The sequence below is a fragment of the Mucilaginibacter rubeus genome (assembly GCF_003286415.2).
GTDB classification, from domain to species: domain Bacteria; phylum Bacteroidota; class Bacteroidia; order Sphingobacteriales; family Sphingobacteriaceae; genus Mucilaginibacter; species Mucilaginibacter rubeus_A.
The window spans coordinates 7,398,879-7,412,939 of sequence record NZ_CP043450.1; the positions used below are offsets into that span (position 1 = coordinate 7,398,879).

General features: G+C 45.2%; 9 protein-coding genes. All 9 read left to right on the forward strand.

Annotated features, from left to right (window positions below; all coding sequences use genetic code 11):
• Complete coding sequence (locus DEO27_RS30480; RefSeq protein ID WP_112570094.1) at window positions 1-699, forward strand: L-ribulose-5-phosphate 4-epimerase; 699 nt, start codon at window positions 1-3, stop codon at window positions 697-699.
• Window positions 700-854: 155 nt separating this feature from the next.
• On the forward strand, window positions 855-2,204 hold the full coding sequence (locus DEO27_RS30485) for a glycoside hydrolase family 27 protein (protein WP_112570095.1): 1,350 nt from the start codon (window positions 855-857) through the stop codon (window positions 2,202-2,204).
• Between the two features lie 39 nt (window positions 2,205-2,243).
• Window positions 2,244-3,737 (forward strand): L-arabinose isomerase, encoded by a 1,494-nt coding sequence (gene araA, locus DEO27_RS30490; RefSeq protein WP_112570097.1) that lies wholly within the window; start codon window positions 2,244-2,246, stop codon window positions 3,735-3,737.
• 236 nt (window positions 3,738-3,973) lie between these two features.
• Entirely contained in the window at window positions 3,974-5,674 is a 1,701-nt protein-coding gene (locus DEO27_RS30495) for a sodium:solute symporter family transporter (RefSeq protein ID WP_112570099.1), read from the forward strand.
• A gap of 213 nt (window positions 5,675-5,887) precedes the next feature.
• Window positions 5,888-7,060 (forward strand): aldose epimerase family protein, encoded by a 1,173-nt coding sequence (locus DEO27_RS30500; RefSeq protein WP_223818089.1) that lies wholly within the window; start codon window positions 5,888-5,890, stop codon window positions 7,058-7,060.
• A 7-nt stretch (window positions 7,061-7,067) separates the two neighbouring features.
• Window positions 7,068-9,038 (forward strand): alpha-L-arabinofuranosidase C-terminal domain-containing protein, encoded by a 1,971-nt coding sequence (locus tag DEO27_RS30505; protein WP_112570101.1) that lies wholly within the window; start codon window positions 7,068-7,070, stop codon window positions 9,036-9,038.
• Window positions 9,039-9,041: 3 nt separating this feature from the next.
• Window positions 9,042-10,046 carry a family 43 glycosylhydrolase gene (locus DEO27_RS30510; RefSeq protein ID WP_223818090.1) on the forward strand — a complete coding sequence of 335 codons (1,005 nt, stop codon included), beginning with the start codon at window positions 9,042-9,044 and terminating at the stop codon, window positions 10,044-10,046.
• 319 nt (window positions 10,047-10,365) lie between these two features.
• A complete protein-coding gene (locus DEO27_RS30515) occupies window positions 10,366-11,343 on the forward strand; it encodes a glycoside hydrolase family 43 protein (protein WP_112570103.1) in 978 nt (325 codons plus the stop codon).
• 333 nt (window positions 11,344-11,676) lie between these two features.
• On the forward strand, window positions 11,677-13,905 hold the full coding sequence (locus tag DEO27_RS30520) for a glycoside hydrolase family 2 protein (RefSeq protein WP_112570105.1): 2,229 nt from the start codon (window positions 11,677-11,679) through the stop codon (window positions 13,903-13,905).
• Window positions 13,906-14,061 lie beyond the last annotated feature (156 nt).

The window sequence follows — 14,061 nt, forward strand, 5'->3', positions numbered from 1 at the left end:
ATGAGTAAATATGATCATATAAGGCTTAGCGCCTATAATGCCAATATGCAGCTGCCCAAACTGAACCTCGTGCTGTTCACTTTTGGCAACGTAAGCGCTGCCGACAGAGAATTAGGTGTATTCGCTATTAAACCAAGCGGTGTACCTTATGAAGACCTTTCGCCAGAAAAAATGGTGATTGTTGATTTTGACGGCAATACTATTGAAGGTGATCTTCGCCCGTCGAGCGATACCAAAACACATGCTGTGCTTTACAAACACTGGGATGGCATTAACGGTATTGTGCACACGCATTCTACCTACGGAACTGCCTGGGCACAGTCTCAACGTGATATCCCTATCTTCGGTACTACCCACGCTGATCATTTAACGGTTGATATTCCCTGTGCTCCACCTATGAATGATGAAATGATCAAAGGTAACTACGAGTATCAAACTGGTTTCCAGATTATGGAATGCTTTGAAGAAAAAGGTTTGGATTATAAAGAGGTTGAAATGGTATTGGTGGGTAATCACGCACCGTTTACCTGGGGTAAAACCGCCGAAAAAGCAGTTTATAACAGCGCCGTACTTGAAGCTGTAGCCCAGATGGCCTACCTTACAGAGCAAATTGACAGAAGCGCCCCCCGCTTAAAAGATGCGCTGATTAAAAAACATTACGAGCGCAAACACGGACCTGATTCATATTACGGACAATAAGCATGAAAAAGATGGAAACGTTTTTAGCTCCCCTCTTGAGAGGGGGCGCGGATGGTACGAGCGCTTGGAGGGGTGTGTTATACGAGCTAAATAACGATAGCTGTGAACACACCCCTGCACCCCTCTCAATAGGGGAATCGCACAGCCCTCGCTTGATGACTTTTTTCCTGCTGATCTGTTTATTGTTCGGCAGCCGCGTATCGGCGCAAGTTGCGGCAACCCCGCCAATGGGCTGGAACAGTTATAACTGTTTTGGCTCGGCAGTACATGAAGATGAAGTAAAAGCCAATGCCGATTACATGGCCGATCATCTGAAACAATATGGCTGGGAGTATGTAGTGGTGGATTTTTTATGGTCGTACGATAACCCTCCGGGCAGCAATATTGGTAACCCTTTTCAATTGCGTTTACAGGATGGCTCATACGTACCATGGTTGACTATGGATAAATGGGGCCGCCTTACGCCGCAGCCAAACAAGTTTCCATCGGCTTTTGGTGGTAACGGCTTTAAACCACTTGGCGATTATATCCATAGCAAGGGCCTGAAATTCGGCATCCACGTTATGCGCGGAATCCCGAGGCAAGCTGTTTGGGCAAAATCGCCTGTAAAAGGAACAAACGGCATCACGGCAGATATGGTGGCCGATACAAACTCAAAATGCCCATGGATGAACCATATGTATGGTTTGGATATGAAGAAGCCCGGCGCGCAAGAATACCTGAACTCGCTGTTAGAGCTTTATGCTTCATGGGGAGTAGATTTTATTAAGGTAGATGACCTTTCGCGCCCGTACAGCAATGCCGAGGTTGAAGGTTATCAGAAAGCGATTCAACAATGCGGCAGGCCAGTTGTGCTGAGCCTTTCGCCAGGTGAAACACCAGTGGCACAGGCAGCACATGCCACCAAATATGCTAACATGTGGCGCATGGCCGATGATTTTTGGGATAACTGGAAAGAGATCCTGCACATGTTTGATTATGCCAAAAGCTGGGAAGGCGTAGGTGGTCCGGGTCACTGGCCGGATTGTGATATGATCCAGATAGGAAAGCTGAGCAAACGCGGGCCGGTAGGCGAGGAGCGTTTCAGCCGCTTTACTCAGGATGAAGAAATCACCCACATGACTTTCTGGAGCATCTTCCAGTCGCCGTTAATGCTTGGCGGTAACCTGCCCGAAAACCGCGATTTTGAGTTGAAGCTTTTCACCAATGATGAGGTTATTGCGGTAAATCAAAAAGGTGCGCATCCAAAACAACTGTACAAAAAAGACGGCGCTATGATCTGGTATTCACAGATTCCTGGCAGTAAGGATTTATATGTCGCTTTCTTCAATATCGGCGATGACGACAAATCCGTATCCCTGAATTTCAGAGATCTGGGACTGAAAGGTAAAGTAACCGTACGCGACCTGTGGAAAAAACAGGATGTTGGCCAGTTCAGCTCAAGCTATCAGCAAAAAATAAATAAACACGGCGCAGCGCTATTTAAGCTATCGCCAAAAAACTAAACCAATTCACTAAATCGCTAAATCAATAATTAATATATAATGATCGATCTGAAAACATTTGAAGTATGGTTCATTACAGGGAGCCAGAATTTATACGGAGAAGAAACACTAAAAAAAGTTGCCGAGCACTCACAGGAAATAGCTAAAGGTATAGATGGCGCGGCTAACATCCCGGTACGCGTGGTATACAAACCCGTTGTAAAATCAACCGAAGAAATTTATAACACCTTACAGCAAGCTAACGTTGCCGAAAACTGTATTGGTGTTATTGCCTGGATGCATACGTTTTCGCCTGCTAAAATGTGGATCAGGGGCTTAAGCATCCTTAAAAAACCGATGCTGCACCTGCATACCCAGTATAACCGCGATATCCCATGGAGCTCGATAGATATGGACTTCATGAACCTTAACCAAAGCGCCCATGGCGACAGGGAGTTTGGTTTCATGGTATCACGTATGCGCATCAACCGTAAAGTGGTTGTTGGTCACTGGCAGGATAGCGAAGTGTTGAAAGACATTGAAAGCTGGAGCCGCGCAGCAGCAGGCTGGTACGACTGGCAAGGCGCTAAATTTGTTCGCTTTGGCGATAACATGCGCTTTGTTGCTGTTACCGATGGTGATAAAGTTGAGGCTGAGTTGAAATTTGGTTTCGCGGTAAATACTTATGGTATTGGCGATCTGGTAGCTGTAGTTGACAGTATCAGCGACGCTAAGGTTAAAGCCCTTACCGACGAATACGAAGCTACTTATACTATGACCGATGATCTTAAACAAGGCGGCGCAAGGTATCAGTCGGTTTATGACGCTGCAAAAATTGAGCTTGGCTTACGTAAGTTTTTACAAGATGGCGGTTACAAAGGTTTCAGCGATACTTTTGAAGATCTGCATGGCATGATCCAGTTACCAGGCATTGCCTCACAGCGTTTAATGGCCGATGGTTACGGTTTTGCCGGTGAAGGCGATTGGAAAACTGCTGCCTTAGTACGCGCATTTAAAGTTATGGGTGCGGGCTTGCCAGGCGGTAACGCTTTCATGGAAGATTATACCTATCACTTTGACCCGAATAACGCTTTGGTTTTAGGCTCACACATGCTTGAGGTAGATAGCAGCTTAGCTAACGGCAAAGCAGCATTAGAAGTACATGCCTTAGGCATTGGTGGCAAGGCCGATCCTGCACGTTTGGTATTTAACGTAGCCGGCGGTGCAGCATTAAACGCTTCGATTGTGGATATGGGTAACCGTTTCCGTTTAATTGTTAACGAGGTTGAAGCTATTGAACCGGTAGAAGATCTGCCAAAACTGCCTGTCGCAAGGGTGCTTTGGAAACCACTTCCGGATATGAAAACCGGCTGCGCGGCATGGATCTACGCAGGTGGTGCACACCACACTGCATACAGTCAAAACCTGTCGGCCGAGCTGATCAACGATTTTGCTGACATGGCAGGCATTGAGTTTTTACGCATTGGTAAAGACACCAAGCTTGACCAGTTCAGGAACGAGATCAGGTGGAATGACGCGGCTTATAAGCTGTAATACTTTCTAAATTAAGAAAAGACTTACGAAGTTTTTAAAGCTTCGTAAGTCTGAAATATAAACCGTCATCGCGAGGAACGAAGCAATCCCAAACTTTACAGATGGGCTTGCATATTGAGGGTTACTTTGTACCCGGCAATGATGTAATGAATAAAAGAATTTAAACTTAACCAAAAGCTCTTGAAAGCCCTCGCCCTTTAGGGGAGGGTTGGGAGGGGCGACCATTAAACCTAATAATGAACAAATTTGCAACTATCGATTACGTGATCTTCGTAATCTATTTTATTGTAGTTACGGGCTACGGGTACTGGGTATACAGTCGTAAAAAGATCAAAGGCGTATCCGATAGTCACGACTTTTTCCTGGCCGAAGGTTCGCTTACCTGGTGGGCTATCGGCGCTTCGCTGATTGCATCTAACATATCGGCCGAGCAGTTTATAGGTACCAGCGGTCAGGGCTTTGAAGTAGGCCTTGCCGTAGCAGCCTATGAGTGGGTAGCAGCCATCGCGCTTATCATTGTGGCCGTGTGGTTTATCCCAATTTTCCTCAAAAATAAGATTTTCACCATGCCGCAGTTTTTGCATAACCGTTATAACGAAACGGTGAGCTTTATCATGGCCATATTCTGGCTGTTGCTGTACGTGCTGGTGAACCTTACCTCTATACTTTATCTGGGTGCTTTGGCTATCAACAACCTGATGGGGGGCGGCTACCTGCATGAAATCATTATCGCGCTATCTATTTTCGCGCTGTTTATTACCCTTGGTGGTATGAAGGTGATTGGCTTTACAGATGTTATCCAGGTTTTGGTACTGGTTATCGGTGGTTTGGCTACAACCTATATCGCGCTTACTTTGGTGAGCGAGCATTTTGGTTTAGGTAAAGATGCCATGGCCGGTTTAAACAAGATGATGAGCGATGCTCCTGAGCATTTCAGAATGATGATGGCTAAACCTAAGCCGGGTGCACCTCAGGAAGAGATCAATAAATACCTGGCCCTGCCTGGTATCGCGATGTATTTTGCCGGTCAGTGGATTGTGAACCTGAATTACTGGGGCTGTAATCAATACATTACCCAGCGCGCTTTGGGTGCCGACCTTAAAACTGCCCGTACCGGGATCTTGTTTGCCGGTTTAATGAAACTGGCCATGCCTGTAATTGTAGTTTTACCGGGTATTGCTGCCTACGTGCTATACAAAAACGGCGCTTTACAACAGGAAATGACAACAGGCGGACACTTCAAAATAGACAATGCTTATTCTGCTATTCTTGGGTTTTTGCCTACCGGCTTGAAAGGCCTTTCGGTAGCGGCACTTACGGCCGCGATTGTGGCATCACTGGCGGGTAAGGCTAATAGTATCTCTACCATTTTTACGCTGGATATTTATAAAAAGCATATCAATAAAGAAGCCAGCGAAAAAAACATGGTGGTATTTGGAAGACTTACCATTGTGGCTGCCCTGGTATTCTCTATCATACTTACCTGGAAAGATTTGCTGGGCATAGGCGGTGAGGGTGGTTTTACCTTCATTCAAAAATATACAGGCTTTATCAGCCCTGGTATCTTTGCTATTTTCATTTTAGGCTTCTTCTGGAAACGCACTACCAGTGCGGCTGCTATTGCGGGTATTTTAACAAGCTTTGGTATGTCGGTATTGTTCAATAACTACGCCCCTAAACTGTTCGGTCATGAAACTTTCCTTTACACGGCTTTCCCTAATGGCAAAGGTGGGTATGAGATCCCTTTCCTGATCTGTATGGGCTTATCGTTCCTGTTCACCATGATCGTGACGATAGGTATCAGTTTAGCCGGACCGAAGGTTAACCCTAAAGCGCTTGAAATTCCGCGCAGTATGTTCAAGGTTGAAAAATCGACCATGGCATTAATTATAGTTACGCTTATACTGCTTACCATGCTTTATGTGAAGTTCTGGTAAATGGTTGAAATATTTGATTTTTGAATAAGAAAGTCCCGCGCGAGGCGGGCTTTTTTAATTAAATATTTTAAGTGTTTTTTTAACAATTATAAATTAATTTTTATACATTGGTCTCGCTGATCACCAGTTATCAGTTTAAGCCAATTTATTGTTCCGGAAATTATAATAGTTAAAACGGTAATGCTGTAAAAGGCAAGCTAACAACCTCAAATTATGAAGAATAACAAGAATTTATTAATGATGTTAAGCTGTTCGGCTGCACTTTTCGCGGCTTGCAACGGTAATCCTAAAGCAACTGACTCAACCGTGAAAGATTCAACTTCGGTAACTACCCATGCTATACCCGATTCGGCAAATTTTGAAGCCGATGTACAAGGGCAAAAAACAAAACTTTTTACCCTTAAAAATACTGGCGGCCTAACAGCAGCTATCACCAATTATGGCGGCAGACTGGTGAGCCTGTTGGTACCTGATAAAGAAGGTAAAGCTACCGACGTTATTTTAGGCTATGATTCGGTGAAAAGCTATCAAAAACCAAAGGAGCCATATTTTGGTGCCATCATTGGTCGTTATGGCAACCGCATTGCCAAAGGAAAATTCACGCTTGATGGTAAAGCTTACCAGCTGGATATTAACGATGGCGTAAATACCCTGCATGGCGGTTTTAATGGTTTTTATGGCAAGGTATTTTCTGCCAAGCAATTAAGCGCTTCACAACTGGAACTTACCTATGTTTCAAAAGATGGTGAAGGTGGTTATCCCGGTAATTTAACTGCAACTGTGGTTTATACTTTGGGTGATGATAACTCATTGAAAATAGAATATAAAGCTACTACCGATAAACCTACTGTTGTTAACTTAACCAATCACGCTTATTTTAACCTGAATGGTGCGGGCAGCCCTACTATTACCGATAACGTAATGCAAATAAACGCCGATGCTTTTTTGCCTGTGGATACCACACTTATCCCAACCGGCAAATTACAACCGGTTAAAGGCACCCCGTTTGATTTTACCACATCAAAAGCTATTGGTAAAGATATTGGTGTTGCCGATGAGCAATTAAAAAACGGCAAAGGTTACGATCATAATTTTGTATTGAACAAACATGATCTTACCACGCCGGTAGCTACCGCTAAAAGTACTGTTACCGGTATTACTATGGAGGTATTTACCGAAGAACCTGGTCTGCAGTTTTACTCTGGTAACTTTTTAACCGGCGAAAGTAAAGACGGTAAGGGCGGCAAAGCCTATCCGTACCGCTCGGCTTTTTGCTTGGAAACACAGCATTTTCCAGACGCGCCAAACCAGCCTGCTTTTGCTTCAACCGTGTTAAAACCGGGAGAAACCTACCATACAGTTACCATTTACAAATTCTCCAAATAAGTAAATCATGTTAAAAAGGACTTTTTTAACGTTATGTGCGGCCGGTGCTTTTGCTATGGCAAATGCGCAAACACAATATACCATTGCCGCGGATAAGGTAAAGGCTCATATTCAGCCTACCATGTATGGGATATTTTTTGAGGATATCAACCTTGCTGCCGATGGTGGTGTATATGCCGAGCTGGTAAAAAACCGTTCATTTGAGTTCAACATGCCTTTGATGGGATGGAAGGAACAGAAGAAGGATGGCGGCGACGGTCGTACGGAAGTAATTAACCGTGCTGTAGAGCGCCCGGAGAATGCTCATTTTATAAAAAGCTATATCACGGGCGATGCCGGTTTTTATGGTTTCTCAAACGAGGGTTTCCGCGGGGGCATGGGTGTTAAAGAGGGCGAAGAATACAGCTTTTCGGTAATAGCCAAACAGGAGGGTGATACCAACGTAAAACTGAATATTGAACTGCATGGCGATAACGGCGACATTATAGGAAAGGCAGAGCTTACGCCGACTGACAAAGAATGGAACCGCTACAGCGTAAAATTCAAATCGACTGCTACAACACCTAAGGCTCAGCTATACGTTTGGATGAGCGGCAAGGGCGTTATCGATCTGGATATGATCTCGCTGTTCCCTGAACATACATGGAAAAACCGTCCGGGTGGTTTGCGGGCAGATCTGGTACAGCGACTGGCCGATCTTAAGCCTGGCTTTTTACGTTTCCCGGGTGGCTGTATTGTTGAAGGGCGTGAGCTTAACAATCGCTACCAATGGAAAAAAACCATAGGCCCGGTTGATAAACGCGAGAACATTATCAACCGCTGGAACACCGAATTTAAACATCGTCCGGCACCTGATTATTACCAAACTTTCGGTCTGGGTTTCATGGAGTATTTCATGACTGCCGAAGATATTGGAGCTTCGCCGCTACCGATCCTGAATTGCGGTATGGCCTGCGAATTTAACACCGGCGAGTTAGTTCCGTTGGATAAGCTTGATCCTTACGTGCAGGATGCACTCGACCTGATTGAATTTGCCAATGGCGATGCCAGCACCAAATGGGGTAAGCTGCGTACCGATCTTGGTCACCCGGCGCCATTTAATTTAAAAATGATTGGTGTAGGTAACGAGCAATGGGGCCCGCAATACATCGACCGCTGGAAGATTTTCACCAAGGCTATCAAAACTAAATATCCTGATGTGAAGATTGTATCGGCTTTAGGCCCATCACCTGAAGGCAAAGAGTTTGACCTGTTAAATAAAACGTTCCGTAGTTTGGGAGCCGATATTTTAGATGAGCATTATTATGCGCCGGCAAAGTGGTTCAGGGATAATGCCCGCCGTTATGATAACTATGACCGTAAAGGGCCAAAGATCTTCGCTGGTGAATATGCCGCGCAAAGCGTATCTACCGTAAACCCGGATAATAAAAACAACTGGGAGTGCGCGCTATCTGAGGCTGCTTTCATGACAGGTTTAGAGCGTAATGCCGATGTGGTGAACATGGCTTCATACGCCCCGCTTTTTGCCCACGTAGAAGGTTGGCAGTGGACACCAAACCTCATCTGGTTTGATAACCTGAAAAGCTATGCTACGCCAAATTATTATGTGCAGCAATTGTTTTCAATAAACAAAGGTACCGATGTGGTGCCGCTTACATTAAACAATGAAGCCGTAGCCGGGCAAAATGACAGCTATGCTACAGCCAGTCTGGATAAGAATACCAACGAGTTGGTGATCAAATTTGTGAATACCAGCACTTCGGCGCAAAATGTAAGCTTTAAAATTACCGGTTCAAAAGGCTATCAAAAACAGGCTACGGTTACAACGCTAAAAGCTGACAGCAAGGATGCCGAAAACTCACTGACCGCGCCTACTGCGGTTAGTCCGGTTGAAAGCACCATTGATATCTCGGGCAATACCCTGAAGCTTGCTGTTGAGCCGTACTCGTTCAAAATAGTAAGGCTTAAAAACAAATAACCCTTGAAAAAGATTCTTCTGATCATATCCTTATTGTTCCCGGGCATTATAACTAATGCCCAGGAACTAAGGACTGATATATCGGTTCACGACCCGGTAATGACCCGGCAGGATAGTACTTATTATATCTTTTGCACGGGTAATGGCATTGCCATGTGGTCGTCGGCAGATAGGGTGCATTGGAAGGCTGAGAAACCGGTATTTGCCGCTGCCCCACAATGGGCGGTTGATGCTATTCCCGGTTTTAAAGGTCATATCTGGGCTCCGGATATTTCTTTTTACAACGGATTATACTACCTGTTCTATTCAGTGTCGGCTTTTGGCAAAAATACATCGGCCATTGGGGTAGCAACCAATACTACGCTTCATACCAATGATGCTAACTATAAATGGGTTGATCATGGTAAGGTAATTCAATCCGTCCCCGGTAAAACCAACTGGAATGCTATCGACCCTAATTTAATTACAGATAAAGACGGAACGCCATATCTGGTTTTCGGCTCGTTTTGGGATGGCCTGAAATTGGTTAAGCTGAATAAAGACAGGTTAAGCGTTGCGGAGGATATTAACAAGATCCCAACCATTGCTACTCGCAGAAAAGCAGCGGCAGAAAACCTGCCTGCTGTTGATGGCAATCCCGTTGATGCCGGAGGTAATGCCATTGAAGCGCCTCTTATATTTAAACACGATAAATATTTTTACCTGTTTGCCTCGATAGATTATTGCTGCAAAGGGCCGAAGAGCACTTACAAAATGATCATCGGTCGTTCAAAAAAACTGAAGGGGCCATACCTGGATAAAGAAGGCATAGCCATGAATAAAGGCGGTGGCAGTATCCTGCTGGCCGGCGACGCTAACTGGTATGGTGTAGGCCATAACGGGGTAAGTACTTTTGATGGAGTTGATTATATCATTTTCCATGGTTATGACGCGGCGGATAAGGGGATTTCTAAGTTGAGAGTGGAGAAACTGGATTGGGTTGATGGATGGCCGGTGGTAGGGAAATGAGTGAAGTAGATTGAACAAAGTAAGGGCCGTGCGATTCCCTCCCCTGGGAGGGTGTAGGGAGGGGTTTCATCGATCTTCCTACTTGCTGGCAGCGCACATAAACCCCTCCCTGCCACTTCACATACCGACCACGCCCCTCCCGAGGGAGGGAATTAGAAAGGCCGTGGGCTTAATATCCTGCAGGTTCAAGCGTCCGCGCTTGAACCCATTTTCGTGTAAGCGTCCACGCTTACTCACCGGAAACAACCAATAACGTGAGCGTGGACGCTCACATTTTGTAATATTCAAGCGTGGACGCTTGAACATGCGATTTTAACATATGAAAATATCACAATACCTGATTGCATTAAGTTTTGCACTTGGCTGCTTGACTTCAGTCAAAGCTACAACCCTTGATACCACCTTCCGTGCCGATGGTAATCCCATTATCAGGCATAAGTACACTGCCGATCCGGCTGCTATGGTTTATAAGGATAAAGTATACCTGTACACCGGTCATGACGAAGCAGCACCGGGACATAACGGTTATACCATGCACGACTGGACCTGCTTTACTTCAACCGACATGGTGAATTGGACAGAGCATCCATCACCCTTAAATGTTAAAGAATTTAAATGGGCTAAAGCCGATGCATGGGCTTCGCAAGTGATTGAGCGCAATGGCAAGTTTTACTGGTATGTAGCCGTTGAACACGGTACTATTCCGGGTAAGGCTATTGGCGTCGCGGTGTCTGACAGTCCGCTGGGGCCGTTTAAAGATGCGAGGGGCAGCGCTTTGGTTACCAACGACATGACCAAAGCTGTAAAACATTCCTGGGATGATATAGACCCAACGGTTATTATCGATAAAGACGGACAGGCCTACCTGTTTTGGGGTAATGGCATTTGCTACTATGCCAAGCTGAAAAGCAACATGACCGAGCTTGATGGCGAGATCAAAACCGTAACCCTGCCGCATTATACTGAAGCGCCGTGGGTACATTACCGTAATGGCTGGTATTACCTGTCATACGCCTATGAATTTCCTGAAAAGATAGCTTACGCGATGAGCAAAAGCATCAACGGTCCTTGGGAATATAAGGGGATCATTAACGAGCTGGCAGGTAACTCGAACACCAATCATCAGGCTATTATTGAATTTAAAGGCCAATGGTATTTTATATATCATAACGGCGCGCTGGTGCCTGATGCAGGCAGTTTCCACCGTTCGGTTTGTATCGATTATTTGTATTACAATAAAGATGGCAGCATTAAGCGGGTTATTATGACAAGCGAAGGTGTGAAGCCTGCAAAGTAGTTTCATTGTAGAAACGCATCACATGCGTCTCCCGCATGCAAATTACCGTAGATTTGTTGTTCAATAAAAGACGCATGTAATGCGTCTTTACGTTAAATGATATTATAAACTAAGAAGCAGGAAAGGATAATCTCTTTCCTGCTTCTTAGTTTACGGGCTGTTACCTGCAACAAATCGTATCAACTTTTCTTCAAAACCAATCAAACGTAACCAAACGTTAAAATCGGTTCAATTTATCCTATACTTTTAGTGCGAAATAATTAATTCAAAAGCCTGTACGGCCGGTTTAAATGGTTTGTCGGAACTGTTTAGCCGGCTTTATAACCTACAATTATGAACATAAAAAAGTTTATTGTAATTGCCGCTGCCGCGTTGCCCTGTCTTACCTATGCACAGGAATGGCAGCCCAAAAAAGCCGTTTTAATGACGCGCTTTGCCAAAGATGTCGACCCGAAAAACGTACTGCCGGAGTATCCACGTCCGCAACTGGCGCGCGAAAAATGGATGAACCTGAACGGCCTGTGGCAATACCAACCAGGAACCGCCGGCGAGGCTGTGCCGAAAGGCAAGTTATCGAAAACCATCCTTGTGCCTTTCCCGGTTGAATCAGCTTTGTCCGGCGTAATGGAACAACACGACCGCATCTGGTACCGTCGTAAGTTTACCGTTCCTGCTTCATGGAAAGGTGAGCATATCCTGCTACATTTTGGCGCGGTTGATTACGAAAGCGAAGTATTTGTTAATGGCAAAAGCTTTGGCAAACATACGGGCGGTTATGATCCGTTCAGCTATGATATCACATCAGCTATTAAAGGCGCGGGCGAGCAGGAGATTACCGTGCGTGTTTATGACCCTACTGATGACGGAGGTTTTCCGCGCGGTAAACAAACGTTGCATCCGCAGGGTATTATGTATACCTCAACAACCGGTATCTGGCAAACAGTTTGGTTGGAGCCTGTTCCTGCAGTAAACATCAGCGATATCAGGATAACCCCGGATATTGATCAATCAGTAGTAAAATTGAATGTAAATGCAGCTACTGCAGCGGGTTACACAGTTAACGTAAAAGTAAAAGACGGCAGCAAAGTTGTAAGTACAACTTCAGGCAAGCCTAATACCGAGTTTACTGTGTCTGTTCCTAATGTCAAATTATGGTCGCCGGATTCGCCGTTTTTGTATGATCTGGATATCACGCTTGAAAAAGGCGGCAAAAAGGTTGATGCGATCAGCAGCTACGTAGGTATGCGCAAAATTTCGGTAGGTGAGCAGGACGGCTACAAAAAGCTTTTCCTGAATAATAAATTTCTGTTCCAGATTGGTCCGTTAGATCAGGGTTTCTGGCCTGATGGTATCTACACGGCGCCAACCGACGCGGCTATCAAAAACGATCTGCAGATGATCAAGAATTTCGGTTATAACATGGTGCGTAAGCACATTAAGGTTGAGCCATACCGTTGGTATTATTGGGCCGATAAATTAGGTTTGATGATTTGGCAGGATATGCCTTCGGCTAATTCTTACACTGAGCACACGCCACCGGTTGATACGGCTGCTTATGCTTCAGAACTTACCCGCATGATAAAAACACATTGGAATTCACCTTCTATTGTAACATGGGTAGTATTTAATGAATCACAAGGACAGCACAATACGCCCGGATTAGTGAACCTGGTGCGTAAACTGGATAATTCGCGTTTAATCAATCAAGCCAGCGGTGGCAGTCATTTTGGTGTGGGCGATTTTCTGGATATTCACAGCTATCCGCCGCCTGCTGCTCCCTCAAGCAAAACTCAGGTATTGGCCTGCGGCGAATATGGCGGCATTGGTTACATCATTCCCGGTCACGTTTGGAAAACAGGCCCGACGTACATCATGATGGATAATCAAAAAGCTTATACCAACCTGTATGATGAGTTTGCCAACGATCTTGTGATCTACAAAACAAATGAAGGTTTGAGCGCCGCGGTATACACCGAAACTACCGACGTAGAAGTTGAGCTGAACGGCTTGCTTACTTACGACAGGGAAATTGTAAAAGGCCCGGTTGCAACTATCAAGGCATCAAATGATAAGATCATTCACGATGAAGAGTATATCCGCGAGGTGTTGCCATCATCAAAAGATAAAGCACGTACCTGGAAATACACTTTTGATAAACCTGCTGACGGCTGGTTTGGCGAAAAGTTTGACGATAGCGCATGGAAATCAGGCGAGGCCGGTTTTGGTACTGCCAACACTCCCGGAGCTGTAGTAAAAACTGTATGGGACGGCAAAGACATCTGGATCAGGCAGGAGTTTACGCTAAATGTATCCAACGTAAATAAAGACGACCTGGTACTGTCATTACATCATGATGACGCCTGCGAGGTTTATATCAATGGTGTTAAAGCTGCCGTAAAAGAAGGTTATACCTCAGGCTATGCCATTATTCAAATGACTAAGGAAAGCAAGGACGCGATAAAACTGAATGGTAAAAATGTGATAGCTATCCATTGCAACCAAACTGTAGGCGGTCAGTATATCGACGCCGGCATTTCAGCAATGAGCAAAACTAAACCGTAAATTGGGGTTTATGTATTAAAGAAAACGCCCGAGCATATTGCCCGGGCGTTTTCTTTTTACCCTTACCCTAAAAAAAGCCACCGCTCGGCTCCAGCCGAATGGTAACTATCAAGCGGCCTCTGGCCGCCGAAGCCGGAGTAGCAGGCCAGAGGCCTG